Annotated in this window: 14 protein-coding genes; 8 read left to right on the forward strand and 6 right to left on the reverse strand. The window is 63.7% G+C overall.

Annotation, left to right across the window (positions count from 1 at the left end; translation table 11 throughout):
* Positions 1-15 precede the first annotated feature (15 nt).
* Positions 16-2,175 carry a TonB-dependent receptor gene (locus tag J3A71_RS12405; protein WP_023049343.1) on the reverse strand — a complete coding sequence of 720 codons (2,160 nt, stop codon included), beginning with the start codon at positions 2,173-2,175 and terminating at the stop codon, positions 16-18.
* Positions 2,176-2,435: 260 nt separating this feature from the next.
* The gene (locus tag J3A71_RS12410; RefSeq protein ID WP_224372568.1) at positions 2,436-2,870 is read right to left on the reverse strand and encodes a MarR family transcriptional regulator; all 435 of its coding nucleotides are present in this window, start codon (positions 2,868-2,870) and stop codon (positions 2,436-2,438) included.
* 235 nt (positions 2,871-3,105) lie between these two features.
* Between J3A71_RS12410 and J3A71_RS12415 the strand changes: the two genes are divergently transcribed.
* From J3A71_RS12415 to J3A71_RS12435, 5 genes are all read left to right on the forward strand, one after another.
* Complete coding sequence (locus tag J3A71_RS12415; RefSeq protein WP_016487703.1) at positions 3,106-3,936, forward strand: p-hydroxycinnamoyl CoA hydratase/lyase; 831 nt, start codon at positions 3,106-3,108, stop codon at positions 3,934-3,936.
* Positions 3,937-4,008: 72 nt separating this feature from the next.
* Entirely contained in the window at positions 4,009-5,457 is a 1,449-nt protein-coding gene (locus J3A71_RS12420) for an aldehyde dehydrogenase (RefSeq protein WP_016487702.1), read from the forward strand.
* Positions 5,458-5,531: 74 nt separating this feature from the next.
* A complete protein-coding gene (locus J3A71_RS12425) occupies positions 5,532-7,415 on the forward strand; it encodes a feruloyl-CoA synthase (RefSeq protein ID WP_016487701.1) in 1,884 nt (627 codons plus the stop codon).
* On the forward strand, positions 7,412-8,653 hold the full coding sequence (locus J3A71_RS12430; RefSeq protein WP_070086379.1) for a thiolase family protein: 1,242 nt from the start codon (positions 7,412-7,414) through the stop codon (positions 8,651-8,653). Before J3A71_RS12425 ends, J3A71_RS12430 begins: the two co-directional genes overlap by 4 nt.
* A gap of 14 nt (positions 8,654-8,667) precedes the next feature.
* Positions 8,668-10,398 (forward strand): acyl-CoA dehydrogenase, encoded by a 1,731-nt coding sequence (locus J3A71_RS12435; protein ID WP_096426239.1) that lies wholly within the window; start codon positions 8,668-8,670, stop codon positions 10,396-10,398.
* On the opposite strand, the gene J3A71_RS12440 is transcribed toward J3A71_RS12435, so the two are convergent.
* On the reverse strand, positions 10,379-11,404 hold the full coding sequence (locus J3A71_RS12440) for a formylglycine-generating enzyme family protein (RefSeq protein ID WP_095115522.1): 1,026 nt from the start codon (positions 11,402-11,404) through the stop codon (positions 10,379-10,381). The two genes, J3A71_RS12435 and J3A71_RS12440, sit on opposite strands and share 20 nt — an antisense overlap.
* The gene (locus tag J3A71_RS12445) at positions 11,401-13,083 is read right to left on the reverse strand and encodes an arylsulfatase (RefSeq protein ID WP_096426238.1); all 1,683 of its coding nucleotides are present in this window, start codon (positions 13,081-13,083) and stop codon (positions 11,401-11,403) included. The genes J3A71_RS12440 and J3A71_RS12445 overlap by 4 nt, the downstream gene beginning before the upstream one ends.
* Positions 13,084-13,333: 250 nt before the next feature.
* On the opposite strand from J3A71_RS12445, the gene J3A71_RS12450 reads away from it, so the two are divergent.
* Positions 13,334-14,725, forward strand: a complete 1,392-nt coding sequence (locus tag J3A71_RS12450; protein ID WP_096426237.1) for an alginate export family protein — start codon at positions 13,334-13,336, stop codon at positions 14,723-14,725.
* A gap of 33 nt (positions 14,726-14,758) precedes the next feature.
* Positions 14,759-15,991 carry a 3-(3-hydroxy-phenyl)propionate transporter MhpT gene (mhpT, locus tag J3A71_RS12455; RefSeq protein WP_209952943.1) on the forward strand — a complete coding sequence of 411 codons (1,233 nt, stop codon included), beginning with the start codon at positions 14,759-14,761 and terminating at the stop codon, positions 15,989-15,991.
* Here mhpT and J3A71_RS12460 read toward each other — a convergent pair.
* Positions 15,988-16,998: a 5'-nucleotidase gene (locus J3A71_RS12460; RefSeq protein ID WP_096426236.1), complete on the reverse strand. Its 1,011-nt coding sequence runs from the start codon at positions 16,996-16,998 to the stop codon at positions 15,988-15,990. The genes mhpT and J3A71_RS12460 overlap by 4 nt on opposite strands.
* Before the next feature lie 178 nt (positions 16,999-17,176).
* Between J3A71_RS12460 and J3A71_RS12465 the strand changes: the two genes are divergently transcribed.
* The gene (locus tag J3A71_RS12465) at positions 17,177-17,686 is read left to right on the forward strand and encodes a hypothetical protein (protein WP_016487693.1); all 510 of its coding nucleotides are present in this window, start codon (positions 17,177-17,179) and stop codon (positions 17,684-17,686) included.
* Positions 17,687-17,786: 100 nt separating this feature from the next.
* Here J3A71_RS12465 and J3A71_RS12470 read toward each other — a convergent pair whose 3' ends face one another.
* Positions 17,787-18,764, reverse strand: coding sequence for a D-2-hydroxyacid dehydrogenase family protein (locus J3A71_RS12470; RefSeq protein ID WP_016487692.1), 978 nt, complete (start codon positions 18,762-18,764; stop codon positions 17,787-17,789).
* Positions 18,765-18,899 lie beyond the last annotated feature (135 nt).

An 18,899-nucleotide genomic window follows, 5' to 3' on the forward strand; every position in this document is an offset into this window, starting at 1 on the left:
CCGTTCAGCGCGGCGCTACAGCTCGTAGCGCACACTCAGCAGCACGGTGCGTGGGTCGTTGACCGAGTAGTAGGCGGTGCGGCTGGCGGCCGAGTAGGCGATGCTTTGCGGGTAGGCGCGGTCGAGCAGGTTCTTGACCGACAGGGTGGTGGTCCAGTGGCCGTCCGCGCTGGCATAGCTGGTGCTGGCATTCCAGAAGCCCTGGGCAGGTACTTCGTAGATGTCGGCGTTCAGCGGGTTGGCGTAGGAGCGGGTCTGGTACTGGTAGTCGGTGTTGGCCACCAGCTCACCCGGCAGGTTGACGGGCAGCGTCCAGTTCAGGCCAAGGCTGGCGTTCCATTGCGGTGCAAAGATCATTTCCTTGCCGTCGGCACTCACGCCTGGGCCACTGGCGTTCTGGAAGTCGTCGTACTGGCTTTTCAGGTAGCCCAGGTTGGCGGTCAGGCGCAGGTCGCGCGCCAGCAGCACGGTGTTTTCCAGTTCCACGCCGTAGGTGTGGGCACTGCCTACGTTGGTGCGCAGGTTGGCGCTGATGGCTGGGTCCCAGGCATTGGTCTGCAGGTCGTCGTAGTCGTTATAGAAGAAGGCGATGTTGCTGCGCAGGCGGCCATCGGCAAAGTCGCCCTTGAAGCCCACCTCATAGGTGGTGACGTTTTCCGGCTCAAAGCCCTGCTCGGCAGCGGCGCGGGTTGGCGCGCGGTTGTCGAAGCCGCCGGCCTTGAAGCCCCGGGCCACATAGCCGTACTGCACCAGGTTGTCGCTCCAGGCGTACTCCAGGCCGATCTTGGGGCTGAGTGATGCCCAGGAGTCGCTGGTTTCGGCAGCGAAGTTGGTGCCAGTAATTGCTCTGTCGGTGGTGATGGCGTAGTTGGTGTAATCGAAGTGCTTGTGCTCGTGGGTAAAGCGCAGGCCGGTGGTCAGCGACAGGCGTGGGGTGAGCTTGTAATTGCTCTGCCCGTACAACGCGTAGCTTTCGGTATCGGTGGTGCTGTATTGGCCGCTGGCGTTGACCCGGTTCTGCGCCACCGAGAAGGTCAGGCTGTCGCGCTCGGCGCGGAAGCGCTCCTTGTACAGGTACACGCCGAGGGTGTAGCTGAACCTGTCGTATTCGCCGTTGAGCTGGAATTCCTGGGTGGCGTAGCGCTGCTTGTAGGTGATCAGGTTGTTCTGGATCGGTGACGCGGTGCCGCTGTTGGCCTGGCCGGAGTTGTCGTAGTCCACCGGCTGGTCGAATTCCGACCAGGCCGTGACCGACTTGAAATTCAGGTGGTCATCGATGCTGTAGATCGCGCGCAGCACCGCGCTGCCCTGATCCAGCTGGTTCTTGGGGTCGAGGCTACTGTAGGTCTTGAATTTGTCGAAATGGCCGTTGGCCGGGTTGAAGGGCGTATAGCTGGTGGTATCGCCACGGTCGAAGGTGCCGGCCAGGGTCAGTTGCACGTCCCAGGGCGAATCCTGCGGGGCCAGGCGCAGCTTGCCGCGGTAGGACTGGATGTCGATGTTGTTGACATCCTTGTCACGGGTGCGGTTGTACACGGTGCCGTCGCGGGTCAGGCGGATCGCTGAAAAGCTGCCGAACAGGGTGTTGTCCACCAATGGCCCGCTGACCAGCAGGCGCCCGTTCTGTGCATTGAAGTTGCCGGCACCCAGCTCGACGAAGGCGCGGGCCTGCTGGGTCGGGTCGCGGGTGATTACCCGTATCGCGCCGGCTGCACTGTTGCGCCCGTACAGGGTGCCTTGTGGGCCGCGCAGCACCTCAACGCGCTCCACGTCGTTGAAGTCCAGCATCGAAGAAATCGCCCGCGGGATGTATAGGTCGTCGGCGTAGACCGCAACAGCCGCTTCCTGGATTGGGTCGGTCTCGCCAATGCCGCGTATGCCGTAGGTTTGTGCGCTGTAGGAAATGGATTGGCGGTTAAGCGTCAGGTTGGGCACCCAGCCAGACAGGTCGCGGATGTTGTTGATCTGCGCGTCCTGCAGGGTGCGCTCGTCGAAGGCGCTGATCGCCAGCGGGGTTTTCTGCAGGTTTTCTTCCCGGTGCTCCGCCGTGACGGTGACGGTTGGCAGCTTGTCGCCAGGCTTTTCGACAGGCTCGGCGAAGGCTGTGGGCGTGAACAGGGCGAACGCAACGGCGGCGGACAGGTGATGGCGAACAGGGTAGGGCAAGGGCTTCATGCTGCAGCTTCCAGATAACCAGCATCGAATGGGATTTCGGATACCTGGATACCGGAGCCGGGTGAGGTGACCTGAGGCTGAAGGAGGTATTAGGTTCCTTTGCCTCCGCCAGTCAGGGGTCGGTCTGGTGAGAACATATCTCTATGAAAAACGCTTTTGAAATACTTTTTCAACCTAAGCTAATATTCTCAAAAATGATTAAATCAAATTTGTAAAATCGAAAAAATGCATTTTTTGTGATGCCCAGGCGGGTGTTCTCCTTACGCCTGGTAGATCTTCGTCAGCAACCGCAACAACTGCCCGCGTTCCTCATCATCCAGCGCCGAGGTCGCCTCGCGGTCACTGTCATGGGCAATTTGCTTCAGTTCCTTCAACAGCGCTTCACCCGCTTTGCTCAGAAAAATCCCATAAGAGCGCTTGTCGGGCTTGCACCGCACGCGCACGGCCAGGGCTCGTTCCTCCAGCTTGTTCAGCAGGGGCACCACCTGCGGTGGCTCGATCGCCAGCGACCGCGCCAGGTCCGCCTGCATCAACCCAGGGTTCTGCTCGATCACCGCCAGCGCCGAGAACTGCGCCGGGCGCAGGTCGTGTGCCGAGAGCCGGCCAATAAGGTTCTGAAACAGCTTCAATTGGGCGCGGCGCAGGGCGTAACCGATCAAGTCTTCAAGCACTCCATCCGCAGCTGCAGCGGGCATGGAAGCGGTTTCGGTAGTGCGGGCAGACCTTGCCATGGGGGTACAGGCTCCTGGCTCATGGATAAGAAAGTTACCCAGTCTGCCTGCCTTGGCGTAATCCGGCTAGAGGAGTGTCTGGGAAATCACCGTCCAACAGGCAGTGCAGGAAAGATAATTTTCATAATAGTTAATTGACATAACTAATTAGCTCGCTTAGCTTGGTGTTCACCACCTCGAACAACAAGAGTGCAGAACCATGAGCAAATACGAAGGCCGCTGGGCTACCGTGAAGGTCGAACTGGAGTCGGGCATTGCCTGGGTCACCCTCAACCGCCCGGAAAAGCGCAATGCCATGAGCCCCACGCTGAACCGGGAAATGGTCGACGTGCTGGAAACCCTGGAGCAGGACAGCGACGCCGGGGTGCTGGTGCTGACTGGGGCAGGTGAGTCGTGGACCGCAGGCATGGACCTGAAGGAATACTTCCGTGAAGTGGACGCCGGCCCGGAAATCCTCCAGGAAAAAATCCGCCGCGAAGCCTCGCAATGGCAATGGAAGCTGTTGCGCATGTACGCCAAGCCGACTATCGCCATGGTCAACGGCTGGTGCTTTGGCGGCGGCTTCAGCCCGCTGGTGGCCTGCGACCTGGCCATCTGTGCCGACGAGGCCACCTTTGGCCTGTCGGAAATCAACTGGGGCATCCCGCCGGGCAACCTGGTCAGCAAAGCCATGGCCGATACCGTTGGCCACCGCCAGTCGCTGTACTACATCATGACCGGCAAGACGTTCGGCGGGCCTAAAGCCGCCGAGATGGGGCTGGTTAACGAAAGCGTGCCGCTGGCGCAATTGCGCGACGTCACCCGCGAACTGGCGCTCAACCTGCTTGAAAAGAACCCGGTGGTGCTGCGTGCGGCCAAGCACGGCTTCAAGCGCTGCCGCGAACTGACCTGGGAGCAGAACGAAGACTACCTGTACGCCAAGCTTGACCAGTCCCGCCTGCTGGACACCGAAGGCGGGCGCGAGCAGGGCATGAAGCAGTTCCTGGACGACAAGAGCATCAAGCCAGGCCTGCAGGCCTACAAGCGCTGAGTTCAAGCGGGCTGGGCCATTACCGGTCACAGCCTGCAGATATTCCCGACAAGTACAAAAAGAGGAATAAGCATGTTGCAGGTGCCTTTGCTGATCGGCGGGCGGGCGTGCCCCGCCAGTGACGGACGTACTTTCGAACGCTGCAATCCGGTCACCGGCGAAGGGGTGTCGCAAGCCGCCGCCGCCACGCTGGCCGATGCTGATGCGGCGGTAGCCGCTGCCAGTGCTGCGTTCCCGGCCTGGGCCGCCTTGGCGCCCGGCGAGCGCCGCAGCCGGTTGTTGGCCGGTGCAGACTTGCTGCAGGCGCGGGCAAACGAGTTCATCGCGCTGGCGGGTGAAACCGGGGCCATGGCCAACTGGTATGGCTTCAACGTGAAACTGGCCGCCAACATGCTGCGCGAAGCTGCAGCCATGACCACGCAGATAACCGGCGAAGTCATCCCATCGGATGTACCCGGCAGTTTCGCCATGGCCTTGCGCGCACCCTGTGGCGTGGTGCTGGGCATCGCGCCCTGGAACGCGCCGGTCATCCTTGCCACCCGGGCCATCGCCATGCCGCTGGCGTGCGGCAACACGGTGGTGCTCAAGGCATCGGAGCTGAGCCCGGCAGTGCATCGGCTGATCGGCCAGGTGTTGCACGATGCAGGCCTGGGTGACGGCGTTGTCAACGTGATCAGCAATGCCCCGCAAGACGCCCCGGCCATCGTCGAACGGCTGATCGCCAACCCGGCCGTGCGCCGCGTGAATTTTACCGGTTCTACCCACGTCGGGCGCATTGTCGGTGAGCTGGCCGCTCGGCACCTCAAGCCAGCCTTGCTGGAGCTGGGCGGCAAAGCCCCGTTGCTGGTACTGGACGACGCCGACCTGGACGCCACAGTCGAAGCCGCGGCGTTTGGTGCCTACTTCAACCAAGGGCAGATCTGCATGTCCACGGAGCGGCTGGTGGTGGACAGTCGCATCGCCGATGCCTTCGTCGAGAAGCTGGCGGCGAAGGTGACCGGGCTGCGCGCCGGCGACCCGCAGGCCAGTACGTCAGTGCTCGGCTCACTGGTCAGCGGGGCGGCTGGTGAGCGCATCAAGGCCTTGATCGACGATGCCGTGGCCAAGGGCGCACGCCTGGTATGCGGCGGCCAGCTGCAGGGCAGCATCCTGCAGCCGACCCTGCTCGATCACGTCGACAACAGCATGCGCCTGTACCGCGAGGAGTCCTTCGGGCCGGTGGCGGTGGTGTTGCGCGGTGAGGGTGACGAGGCCCTGCTGAAGCTGGCCAACGACTCCGAGTTCGGCCTGTCGTCAGCCATCTTCAGCCGCGACACCAGCCGTGCGCTGGCCTTGGCCCAGCGGGTGGAGTCGGGCATTTGCCACATCAATGGCCCGACCGTGCACGACGAGGCGCAGATGCCGTTTGGCGGGGTCAAGTCGAGTGGCTACGGCAGTTTCGGCAGCCGCACGGCCATCGACCAGTTCACCCAGCTGCGCTGGGTCACCCTGCAGCATGGCCCGCGGCATTATCCCATCTGAGCAACACGCGATTGGCCGCCACCGGCAGCGCCGGGCGGCGGCAGGATGTACAACAAGAACAAGGAGCAACCTGCGTGAATACCGAAGCCCGCTTACGGTCGTCCGACCCTGGCCAATGCACGCCCTACCGGCAGGTGTCCATCGGGCACCCTCAGGTGCAGGTCAGTGAAGCCGACGGCATCCTGCGCATGCAGCCGGTCGAGCCGCTGGCGCCGCTGCCTGCGCGCTTGCTCGACCGGCTGCTGCACTGGGCGCAGATGCGCCCCGATACAGTTTTTATTGCCGCGCGTGAGCCTGACGGCGCCTGGCGCGAGATCACCTATGCGCAAATGCTCAGCCAGGTGCGCACCATCGCCACCCACCTGCTGGGCTTTGGCCTGAGCGCCGAGCGGCCGTTGGCGCTGTTTTCCGGCAATGACATCGAGCATCTGCAGATTGCGCTGGGCGCCATGTATGCCGGCATCCCGTATTGCCCGGTGTCGCCGGCCTATGCGCTGCTGTCGCAGGACTTTGCCAAGCTGCGGCATGTGTGCCAGGTGTTGACCCCCGGCCTGGTGTTCACCACCGATACTCAGCCGTTTTTGCGCGCCTTCGATGCCGTGCTTGATGCGTCGGTACCCGTGGTCAGCATGCGCGGCGAAGCGCCGGGGCGTGGGCACTTGAGCTTCGACAGCCTGCTGCAACCGTGCGACACCGCTGCTGGCGATGCAGCGTTTGCCGCCACCGGGCCCGACACCATCGCCAAGTTCCTCTTCACGTCGGGCTCCACCAAACTGCCCAAGGCAGTGATCACCACCCAGCGCATGCTCTGCGCCAATCAGCAGATGTTGCTGCAGACCTTTCCGGTGTTTGCTGAAGAGCCGCCGGTGCTGGTGGACTGGCTACCCTGGAACCACACCTTTGGCGGCAGCCACAACCTTGGCATCGTACTGTACAACGGTGGCAGTTTTTACCTGGACGCGGGCAAACCCACCCCGCAAGGCTTCGGCGAAACCTTGCGCAACCTGCGCGAAATCTCGCCAACAGCCTACCTGACCGTACCCAAGGGCTGGGAAGAGCTGGCCAAGGCACTGGAACAGGACGCCCAGTTGCGTGACGTGTTCTTCGCCCGCATCAAGCTGTTCTTCTTCGCCGCCGCGGGCCTGTCGCAAAGCGTATGGGACCGCCTGGACCGCATCGCCGAGCAGCACTGTGGCGAGCGCATCCGCATGATGGCTGGCCTGGGCATGACCGAAGCGGCGCCGTCCTGCACCTTCACCACCGGGCCGTTATCGATGGCCGGTTATGTGGGGCTGCCGGCGCCGGGTTGCGAAGTGAAGCTGGTACCCCAGGCCGACAAGCTGGAGGCGCGCTTCCGTGGCCCGCACATCATGCCGGGGTACTGGCGTTCGCCGCAGCAAACCGCCGAAGCCTTTGACGAGGAGGGCTTCTACTGCTCTGGCGATGCGCTGAAACTGGCCGACCTGCAGCAGCCCGAGCAGGGGCTGATGTTCGATGGCCGTATCGCCGAGGACTTCAAGTTATCGTCCGGGGTATTCGTCAGTGTCGGCCCGCTGCGTAACCGAGCGGTACTGGAAGGCTCGCCCTATGTGCAGGACATCGTGGTAACCGCGCCGGACCGCGAGTGCCTGGGGTTGCTGGTGTTCCCGCGTTTGCCCGAGTGCCGGGCACTTGCTGGCCTGGCGGCCGATGCCAGTGATGCCGAGGTGCTGGGCTGCGAAACGGTACGCCACTGGTTTGCCGCGTGGCTGGCGCGCCTGAACCGTGACGCCCAGGGCAACGCCAGCCGCATCGAGTGGCTGGCGCTGCTCGAAGAGCCGCCGTCGATCGACGCGGGCGAAATCACCGACAAGGGTTCGATCAACCAGCGTGCGGTGCTGCAGCGGCGGGCCGTGCAGGTAGATGCGTTGTACCGCGGTGAAGGCCCGACCCAGCTGCACGCACAGGGTCGGTCATGAGCAGTGCCGGCCTGTGTACAGCGTTCGATGACGCAGCCATTGTGGGCATGGTGCGTACCCCCTGGGTAGACCTGGGCGGCGCACTGTCCGCTGTGTCGCCCATCGACCTGGGGATCAAGGCCGGGCGTGCGGTGCTGGCTCGGGCAGGTATTGCCCCGCAGGCGGTGGACAGCGTGCTCGCCGGCAGCATGGCCCAGGCCAGTTTCGATGCCTACTTCCTGCCGCGCCATGTGGGCTTGTACTGCGGCGTGCCTCAGGCCGTCCCGGCGCTGGCGGTGCAACGTATCTGCGGCACCGGCCTTGAACTGTTGCGCCAGGCCGGCGAGCAGCTGCGCAGTGGCGCCCAGCAGGTGCTGTGCGTGGGCGCCGAGTCGATGTCGCGCAACCCGGTTGCGGCCTACGAACATCGAAACGGTTTTCGGCTGGGTGCGCCGGTCGGCTTCAAGGACTTCCTCTGGGAAGCGCTGTACGACCCCGCTGCCGGGGTGGATATGATCGGTACTGCTGACAACCTGGCGCGTGAGTACGGCTTGCACCGTGAATGCGTGGATGCCTGGGCCTTGCGCAGCCACCAGCGCGCCTTGCGCGCCCAGCAGCAGGGCTGGTTCGATGAGGAGATCGTCGGTGTCACGGCTGAGGCATTCGATATTGAAGGCTGCTTGCCACGCGGGATCGAGCTGCCCCGTGGGGTAAGCGAAATCAGCCGGGACAGCCACCCACGCACGACGGATGCTGCAGCGTTGGCCCGGCTGCGTGCGGTGCACCGTGACGGCGTACAAACGGCGGGCAACAGTTGTGCAGTAGTCGATGGCGCTGCCGCAGCTGTGGTGGCGCGCTACTCAGCCTGTACCCGGCTGCCGTTGGCGCGCTTGCTGATGGCCACGGCGGTTGGTGTGTCGCCGCACACCATGGGCATCGGGCCTGCCCCAGCCATCGCGCTGCTGCTGGAACGCAGCGGCCTGCGCCTGGCGCAGATCGACCGTTTCGAAATCAACGAGGCCCAGGCTGCCCAGGTGCTGGCCGTGGCCCGGGCGCTGCAGCTCGATGTGGAAAAGCTCAACGTTCATGGTGGTGCCATCGCCCTGGGCCACCCTTTGGCCGCCACCGGCCTGCGGCTGGTGCACACCCTGGCTCGGCAACTGCGCCGGGACGGCCTGCGCTACGGGATCGCAGCCGCCTGCATCGGTGGCGGCCAAGGCATGGCGCTGCTGATCGAAAACCCCCAATTCACGGCTTGAACGCGAGGTAGCCCATGCCCTGGAAGGCGCCATTGGCGGACATGCAATTCGTGCTGCAACACTGGCTGCGGGCCGAGCAGGCCTGGCAGGCAATGCCTCCCTATGCAGATATCGATCTCGACCTGGCCACTCAGGTGCTGGAAGAGGCCGCCCGCTTCAGTGAACAGGTGCTGGCCCCGCTGAATGCACCGGGCGATCGCCAAGGCTGCCGCCTGGACGACGGTGATGTACGCACGCCGGAGGGTTTTGCGGCGGCCTATCGAGCCTATGTCGAGGGTGGTTGGCCGGCGCTGGCCTGTGCCCCGGAACTCGGCGGGCAAGGGCTGCCCCAGGTGCTGGATGCTGCCTTGCAGGAGATGCTGTTCGCCAGCAATCACGCCTGGGCCATGTACACCGGCATCGCCCATGGCGCCTACCTGTGCCTGAAAACCCATGCGTCTGACGAACTGCAGGCGCGCTATCTGCCGGGCATCGTCAGCGGCGAGACACTGCCGACCATGTGCCTGACCGAGCCTCAGGCCGGCAGTGACCTCGGCTTGCTACGTTGTCGCGCTGAACCCATGGGCGACGGCCGCTACGCCGTCACCGGCAACAAGTTGTTCATTTCTGGCGGCGACCACGACCTGACACACGACATCGTGCATCTGGTGCTGGCGCGGCTAACGGATGCGCCAGCGGGCAGCCGTGGTTTGTCGCTGCTGCTGGTGCCGAAATGGCTGGACGATGGCCAGCGCAATGCCGTGTACTGCGATGGCCTTGAGCACAAGCTGGGCATTCGCGGCAGCGCCACCTGCGCGCTGCGTTTCGAAGGGGCCAGCGGCTGGCTGGTGGGGCAGGCGCACGGTGGCCTGGCCGCCATGTTCGTGATGATGAACTCGGCCAGGCTGCATGTCGGCCTGCAGGGGCTGGCGCATGCCCAGGCGGCTTGGCAGTACGCCAGCGCGTACGCCTGGGAGCGCCGGCAGATGAATGCACCGGGGCAGGTCAAGGGCGCTGCCGACCCCATTCACCTGCACCCTGCCATGCGCCGCATCTTGCTGGAGCTGCGTGTGCGCACCGAAGGCATGCGGGCCCTGGGCTACTGGGCAGCGCACTGGCTGGATATTGCCGATGCATCAGCTGACCTCGCACAACGGGCGAAGGCCTCGAAGCTGGCAGCGCTGTTGACGCCCATCATCAAGGCCGTGTTCACCGACCTCGGTTTCAACCTGGCCAGCAAGGCGCTGCAGGTGTTCGGCGGCTATGGCTACACCTGCGAGTTCGCCATCGAGCAAACGCTGCGCGACAGCCGCATTGCGATGATCTACGAAGGCACCAATGAAGTGCAGGCCAACGATTTGCTGCTGCGAAAGGTGCTGGGGGATGGGGGCGAAGGCTTTGCGCTGCTGCTGGTCGAGCTGCGGCAGGAAACGGGTGCGGGCGAGGAGGGCGATGCGTTGCGCAGGGTTTGCGACACGCTGGAAATGGTGCTTGCCAAGGTGCAGCTCAGCGCAGCAGACGACCCCGAGTACCCGTACCGGGCTGCGGGCGATTTTCTGCAACTTTGCGGTACAGCCTTGCAGGCCTATGCCTGGGCCCGCACGTGCCGCTGCATCCAGGCGCTGCCTGTCGACGCGCCGCAGCGCCTGGAAAAGCAGGAAAGTGCCCGTTACTTCTTCGACTACCTGTTGCCCGATTTCGACCGGCAGGTGGCGGCCATCGACGCGGCCGCAGCACCTTTGCCGTTTATTCACCAACCGTTCTGAACCCTACGTGTGAGGTCGCCATGAACACCGGCTGCGGTTGCCGCGCCGAGGGCCGGTAGCGCATGCACCGGTCTGCCGAGCACAGGTGCGAACCGCCCTTGATCACGGCCACTTTCACCCCAGGTTCGGCGGGGTCGAAGCTTTGGTCCAGGGTGGGGCCTGGCGGGTCGAGGGCGGCGTCACGCTGTGGGTCGTGGCCAGGACGATAGCCCGTTCGGGTCAGTTCCCACACATTGCCCCCGGCATCGAACAGGCCAAAGCGGTTGGCCGGAAAGCAGCCCACCGGTGAAGTACCGGTGAAGCCGTCGGCTGCCGCGTTGTGATAAGGAAACTGGCCCTGCCAGGTATTGGCCATGATCCGGCCTTTGGGCAGTTCCGTTTTGCCCCAGCTGAAGTCGGCATCCTGCAAGCCTCCGCGCATGGCGTATTCCAGCTGGGCCTCGGTGGGTAGCGTGCGCCCGGCCCAGTGGGCATACGCCTGGGCATCTTCAAGCGCCACCTGCACCACCGGGTGGTTTTCCAGCCCCGCCAAGCTGCTGCCCGGGCCTTGCGGGTGACGCCAGCTCGCCCCAGGCATGAATTGCCAGCCAGGGCTGAGCACGTCCGGCCCTTGCTGGAATACCATCGCGCCAGGCACCCGCAGGTGCTCGGGCAGGGTGGGGTCGTCCTTGAAGCTGATGCCCCGCTCGGCATGGGTGAGGTAACCGGTAGCGGCTACGAAGCGTTCGAACTGGGCGTTGGTGACCGGATGCACATCGATCCAGAAATCCGCCACGCTAGCCGTATGGGGCGGGCCTTCTTCGTCGTAGAAGCGGTCCGAGCCAAAGCTGAACGTGCCGCCTGGCACGCGCACCAGGCCGTCACGCCAGGCGCCCTGGCGTGCTGCGGGCAGGCCACTGTAGCCGTTGCACAGCAGCACCGGCGCCGGGGCTTCTGGCCAGGCGCTGTAGCCCACGGCGAGCAGGCCGGCGGCGACCAGTGCGCAGCCGGCTACTCGGGCAATCATGGCTTGCTGGCCACGGTCGGGGTGGCCGGTTTGGCGGGGCTTGCGGGGTGGCCATCGGCGTCGATAGCGATATTGCTGCGCTGCGCATACGCTTTCCAGTCGCGCAGCATGCTGGCGACCTGCTCGGGGTGATCGGCAGCGATGTCGTGGTGCTCACCGGGGTCTTTGCCCAGGTCGTACAGGTGCCAGGCCGGCTTGCCATCGGTGGCATCCCACAGCAGTTTCATCGGGCCTTTGCGCAACGAGGCGCTGCCGTTGATTTCCCAGCCCAGGGCTTCGTCCTCGGCATGAATTCGCGTGTCCTGGCCCTGCAGGTAGGCCAACGCCGAGGTGCCTTGCGGCGGCACGATATCGCGTTCCCGGTATTTGATGCCGGGCATGGGCGCACCCGCCAGTTGCAGCAGGGTGGGCATGATGTCTCTGACGCTGGCCAGTTCTTCGCTGCGCCCAGGCTTGATCGTTGCCGGGTAATAGACAAAGGCGGGCACGCGGATGCCGCCTTGGTAGGTCGTCATCTTGTAGCGACGGCTGGGCAGGGCGCTGACCTGGGCCCAGGCCGGGCCGATCATCAGGAACGAGGCAGGTTTGCCGTAGTTGTCCAGGTTGTTGTCAAAATGCTGCTTGATCCAGTTCGGGTCGACGCGGGTAGCGTTTTCCGGCCCGTTGTCGGACATGAACAGGATCAGCGTGTTATCCAGCTCGCCGGCCTTGCGCAGGTGATCTACCAGCCGACCGACTTCGGCATCCAGTGCGGCGACCATGGCTGCGTACACCTCCATGGTGCGCGCTGACTGGCGTTGCTGCTCAACGGTCAGTGATGCCCAGCTCGGCACGCCCTCCAGTTGCGCTTGGCGCGGGAAGTCCGCCGGCACCAGCCCGGCTTTGCGCTGGCGCTCCAGGCGTGCGTGGGCAATGGCCTCGTAACCCTGATCGTAGCGGCCGCGGTACTGCGCCAGGTATTTGTCTGGCGCCTGCAAGGGCCAGTGTGGCGCGGTGTAGGCGGCGAAGGCGAAGAAGGGTTTTTGGCTGGCCTTGCCTTCGTCGATGGCGGAAATCAGGCGGTCAGTGAACCAGGTGCTTGAGTAGAAGTCGTCGGGCAGTTCGATGGGTTTGCCGTTGTGCTGGAACGTTGCGCTGTAGTTCGACTGCAAGTCCATGTTGGCTTGCTTGAAGTGCGCAGCGCCCCCTTCCAGCAGCACGTAGGCCTGGTCGAAACCGCGATTTTGCGGCTGCTGAGCGGGCTGCATGCCCAGGTGCCATTTGCCAGATATGTAGGTGCGGTACCCGGCATCGTGCAGCAGTTCGGCCAAGGTGGCGACGTTGGCCCCGAGCACGCCTTCGTAGCCTGCGCGCACTTCGGAACCCGAGGGCAGCCGTTTGCGTGCTTCGGCCATCATGCCCAGCCCGGCAATGTGCGGGTCGTTGCCCGACATCAGCATTGCGCGGGTGGGGGAGCAACTGGGCGCGGCATGAAAGTCCAGCATCAGGCGGCCGTCGGCCAGTAGCTGGTCCAGATGCGGGGTCTGGATTTCGCTTCCAAGCGCAGACAAGTCGGAAAAGCCGAGGTCATCGGCAACAATCAGCAGAATGTTTGGTTGCTTAACGGTTGGCGCAGCCAGGCTTTGGCTTGCGCCAAGCATCAGCAGGCCGAGGGCAGCAAGGGGTTTGAGGCAGTTCATGTAGGTGCTCTTGTTGTTTTAATGAGTGTTTAGACGCGTATGACCGCGTAGCAGACAGCGCGCAAGGCCAATAGTAGCCATCAATGGCGCCATATCGCAGCACCTGCGTGCATAAGCGTTCGATCAGCGAACGCTCAATGCCGCCTGCCTCTTGCGGGCAGTCGATTGGCTATTGACGGCAAGATGATTAACAAAAATAATCGTTAACAGAGTTATCCAATTTTATAAAAACAAGTAAAGGGAAATTCTGATGACGAGGTCGTTGAACCGGGCGTTGGTGCCCGTTGTGCTGCTTTCGCTGTGCCAGTGCGTGCAAGCGGCCAGTCCGCTTGAAGACAGCCGGCCAGGCAGGCCTGGCGCCCCGCGCTGGGTCGAGGACTACCGTTTTCTGGATGACCCCGCCAAGGCCGGCGACCCGTTCGATGGGCTGCGCTACCATCGTTTGTCCGAGTCGGCCTGGCTGCAACTGGGGGCTGAGGCGCGTTATCGCGCCGACGTACTGAACAAGCCCTTCTTCGGCTTGCGTGGCCTGAACGACGATTCCTATTTGTTGCAGCGCTTGCAAGCGCATGCTGACCTGCACCTGTTTGATGACGCCCTGCGCACCTTCGTGCAGGTCGAGAACACCCGTGCATTCGGCAAAGACCTGTACTCACCTAATGACGAAGGTCGAAATGAAATCCGCCAGGCATTCATCGACTTCAATCACGATTTTGCTGCGGGGCGCTATACGACGCGGGTCGGACGCCAGGAGATGGCCTTCGGCGACCAGGTGTTCGTCACCTACCGTGATGTGCCCAACCTGCGCTTGAGCTTCTATGGCGTGCGTGCCAGCCTCAACCTCAAGGACGGGCGCAAGCTCGATGCCTTTGCCGTCAGGCCGTTGAAAACAGGTGAAGACAGCTGGGACGATGGCAGTAACAACGCGGTGAAGTTTTACGGTCTGTACGGCACCCTGCCGCTGACGGCCGTATGGAACATGGATTTGTTCGCGTTCGGCCTGCAAACCGATGACCGCAGCCTGGCCGGCGAGGCTGGGGACGAACAGCGCTACACCTACGGCACGCGCCTGTTTGGCCGCTATCAGGCCTTGGACTGGAGCTGGAACCTGGCCGGGCAGGGCGGCCACCTGGGCGGCGCCTCGATCCGTGCCTGGGCAGTGTCGAGCGACAGTGGTTACACCTTCGACCACCCCTGGCAGCCGCGCCTGGGCATGCGTGCCGACGCCGCCAGCGGTGATAGCGACCCCGGCGACGGCAAGGTCGGCACCTTCGACCCGCTGTTCCCGCGAAACGGCGTTTACGGTGAGGCCAGCCTGACCACCTTGAGCAACGTGATCGTGGTCGGGCCTACGTTCGGCTTCTCGCCCTGGCGCACGGTGCGCTTCGAACAAGGCGTGCTCGAAGTCTGGAAGCAGCGCGAAGAGGATGGCGTGTACATGCCTGGCATGAGCATGCTGGCCAACACCCGCGGCACCGGCCGGCATGTGGGCACCATCTACCGCGCCAACACCCGATGGCTGGCGACGCCCAACCTCACGCTGGATCTCGACATGAAGTACTACGACGTAGGTTCCGCCATCAAGGAAGCCGGTGGCGAAGACTCGTCGTTCGTTTCCTTGCGTGCCACGTTCAGGCTTTGACTTCCCGACCCATAACAACAAAAGGGGCCATACATGAGTGATTCATCCTCATCTTCAAGCAAGCCGGTGCTTACCATCGGCCTGTGTTTTCTGGTGGCGCTGCTGGAAGGGCTGGACCTTCAGGCCACCGGGGTTGCTGCACCGCACATGGCCAAGGCATTCGCGCTGACGCCCGCCATGCTTGGCTGGGTATTCAGTGCCGGGCTGCTGGGGCTGTTGCCGGGGGCGTTCATTGGCGGCTGGCTGGCCGACCGCCTGGGCCGCAAGGCAATCCTGATCGTGGCGGTGCTGCTGTTCGGCGGCTTCTCGCTGGGTACCGCCCACGCTGATACATACACCTCGTTGCTGATCGCGCGCCTGATGACCGGGTTGGGATTGGGGGCAGCCTTGCCGATCCTGATTGCCCTGGCCAGCGAGGCCGCGCCGCAGCGCCTGCGCAGCACGGCGGTGAGCGTCACCTATTGCGGCGTGCCCTTGGGAGGGGCGATCGCGTCGGTCATCGGCATGGCCGGCCTGGGCGAGGACTGGAGGGCGGTGTTCTACGTGGGCGGTATCGCCCCCATTGCGATTGCCTTTGTGCTGATGGTGTGGCTGAAGGAGTCCCAGGCGTTCCGTGGCCAGCCTGCTGCCAGCACCGGCGGCAACGGCATGCTGGCCCAGCTGTTCGGCCCGGGGCAGGTAAGCCGTACCCTGTTGCTGTGGGTGGCGTGCTTTTTCACGCTAACCGTGCTGTACATGCTGCTCAACTGGTTGCCGTCGCTACTGATCGGGCAGGGCTACAGCCGTCCTCAGGCAGGTGCGGTGCAGATACTGTTCAACCTGGGGGGCGCAGCAGGCTCGTTCCTCACCGGGCGAATGATGGACCGAGGCTTGGCGGGGCGGGCCGTTTTCATTGCGTATGCTGGCATGCTCGCTTCGTTGGCAGGCCTTGGGTTGTCGACCAGCTTCGGCCTGATGCTGCTGGCAGGATTTACCGCAGGCTATTGCGCCATCGGTGGCCAGCTGGTGCTGTATGCACTTGCGCCGACGTTGTATTCGACCCACGTGCGTGCGACCGGCGTGGGGGCTTCGGTGGCTGTAGGGCGCCTGGGGTCGATGGCCGGGCCATTGGCTGCAGGGCAGATTTTGGCGGCCGGGGCCGGTGTAGGTGGTCTGCTGCTGGCAGCGTCACCTGGCCTTGTAGTAGCGGCATTGGCGGCGCGTGCGTTGCTGGGGCAGCGTAGCCGCCCGGCCGTCAATACCCCGGTCGAGGAAGTTGCTCGCTAGACAGGCTGGATGGCACCGGCAACGCCGGTGTCGTCCTGCTCCTGCACAGGCGTGTCGAGCGGGGAGCGCGTCGTTGAACGCTCCCTGTTCGCCACCCCGAACGGCACATGCACCATCGGCAAATCACCTGCCGGCGACTGCAGGTGACTGCGCTGGTCGTCAAAGAAGACATGCGGCTTGAGAATCGACAGCACCCTGGGTTTCTCCATCCCACCGAGAAAGAAGCACTCATCCGGCGACACCCCCCAATCCTTCAACGTCGTCACCACCCGCTCATGTGAGGGCGCATTGCGCGCTGTCACAATGGCAATCCGCAAGATCCGCTTGTACGCCGGGTCCTCGGCCAGCTTGCGGTCCTCCAGCATGCGTATCAGCGACAGCTTGCGGTACAAGTCCGCCAACGGCCCGGGCGAATGTGGAATGCCCTTGTGCACGCGCTCGTGCTCTTGAAAATCGTCCAGGTTGTCGTTGCGCTTGTACACGCTTTCCGCCTCGTCGTCGGCAATCACACCATCGAAGTCGAAGGCCACCCGCAATTCAGTGTCGATCTCGTCATCGTAGATGCGCGTCGGCAGCACCCGCCCGGCCGGGTAGTTGGCATCGATGGCTTTCTGCACGTCTTCCTCGTTGGCACTGAGAAACAGCGAGGCATTGAATGCCGGGATGTACTCGTAGGGCGAGCGACCCGACATGAACGCTGCGCGGGTGATGTCCAGCTGATAGTGGTTGATCGAACGAAACACCCGCAGGCCGGTTTCCGGGGAGTTGCGCGAAAGCAGCACCACTTCTACCGGCAGTTGATGGGGAAAGGCCTGGTTGATGCTCAGGAAGCGGCGGATGAACGGGAACGCCACGCCTTTGGGGAATGGCTCGTCCAGGTTCTGCTGCTGGTGATGGCGGTACGCCTCGACCCCCTGGGTCTTGTAGATGTCGTCCGAGACGGTGAGGTCGAACAGCGCACTCGAGGCAACGCCAATGACCAGTTTCTGTTCGATGGGGTAGGGCATTGAGCAACTCCTGAACCTGTGCTGAAGGGAAGTGTACGCCTGCGCAGCGACGAAAGCCCCCAGGCCTGCGGTGCCCTCGTTACCTGATCAACTGCTCAATTCTCTCGTTGGCCGGTGGATTCAGTGATGCCAATTTGATAGCTTTCCGCCCTTTACCGCTGTATCCGGACAGAAATTGATGAACCAGCCATACGAACCCAAGCAACAGCTCGACGACCTGCCGGCGCCGGCCGAGGGCCATGCTTTCTGCAGGCAAGAGGTGGAGCGCCTTGAAAGTGTGCAGGCCCAGCATGCACTCGAACTGGCTGCGCTGCAGGCCAGTGGCGAGGCGCAGAACCGGAAACTGGTGGCAAGTACCCTGGCCCGCGTGCAGAAGGAAGGGGCGATTCGCAAGAGCCTTGAGCAGTACCAGGAGCAACTGGCCGCGAGCAACCTGGCACGGGACGCGTTGTCCACCACTGTGACTACGGCGTTGAAGCGGCTAGCGCTGGCCACCAGCACCCAGGCTCAGCGAGTTGACAGCGTCGAGGCGCGTCTGGCCAGCCTGGCTGAGCGCCAGCGTGAATGCGAGCTGCAATTGCAGCAGCTGGCCGGCCCTGGCTGGGCGGCGTACCTGGAGCGCAATGCTGTGCCATTGGTAGCGCTGGCGGTGGCCGTTTTTGCGCTGGGGCTGAACCTGTTCGGTTGAACGCAACTTGAAGGCACATGCCCAATGGGCGCGTGCAGTCCATACGTAATGACTGGGGCTGCTATGCGGCCCATCGCGGGCATGCCCGCGCCCACAGGGCTCAGCGCCGAGCCGCCAGCACCTCGGGGTTGGCAACGTTCTTTGGCGTTCCTTCGAAAAACGCCAGCACATTGTCGAAGGCGTCGCCAAAGTACAGCTCGTAACCGTTCTTCTCCACATACCCCAGGTGCGGTGTACTGAGTACACGAGGGTGGCGCAGCAGCGGATGGGCGGGGTCGAGCACCGGCTCCTCTTCGAAAACATCCACTGCCGCGTAACCCGGCCGCCCGGCATCCAGTGCCTGCAGCAATGCCCCTGGGGCAATCAGTTCTGCGCGGCTGACGTTGACCAGCAGGGCATCGGGCTTCATGCTGGACAAGTCGCGGAAGGTGACCCCGTGGCGCGACTGTGCCGACAGGCGCAGGTTCAGGCTGACAATGTCCGCTTCAGCAAAAAATGCCTCACGCGAGGCGGCTGCGCGGTGGCCATCAGCCTGGGCTGCGGCGCGGCTGCTGTCGCTGCCCCACACCAGCACGTGCATGTCGAATGCCTGTGCGTAACGCGCCAGGCGCTGGCCGATCTTGCCGTAACCCCAAATGCCCAGCAGCTGGCCGGCCAGCGCCTGCCCCAGGTTGACCTGCCAATGGCCTTGGCGCAAGGCATCGATGGCCGGTACCAGCTGCCGACGGGCATTCAGGATAAGCGCCCAGGCAAGTTCCGCAGGCGCCACCGGCGAGCCACGCCCCTCGGTTACGGCTATGCCCCGCGCCGTGCACGCTGCCAGGTCCAGGTGGCTGGACACCTTGCCGGTCTGGCTGATCAGCTTGAGGTCAGGCAGGTGGTCGAGCAAGGCGGCGTCGATGCGGGTACGTTCGCGGGTGAGTACCAGTGCGTCGGCGTCGGCAAAGCGTGCTGCAAGTTGCTCTGGCGTGGCGGGTTGGCATTCATGAAGCACGCTGACAGCGTGCCCGCTCAGTTTGGCGAAGCAGTCGAGCGTGCGGATCACATCCTGGTAGTCGTCGGGAATGACAATGCGCATGGTGGTCTGGCCCTGGCCGTACAGTGAAGCGTCGAAGATAACCCAACTGTAGATATCAACGTCAGGTCAGACTGTGGTCGCAGCGCACCACGACCGGCTCATGCACCCTGTCGTGACACCAGGCCGCTCCCAACG

Source organism: Pseudomonas sp. PvP089, assembly GCF_017875165.1.
GTDB classification, from domain to species: domain Bacteria; phylum Pseudomonadota; class Gammaproteobacteria; order Pseudomonadales; family Pseudomonadaceae; genus Aquipseudomonas; species Aquipseudomonas fortuita.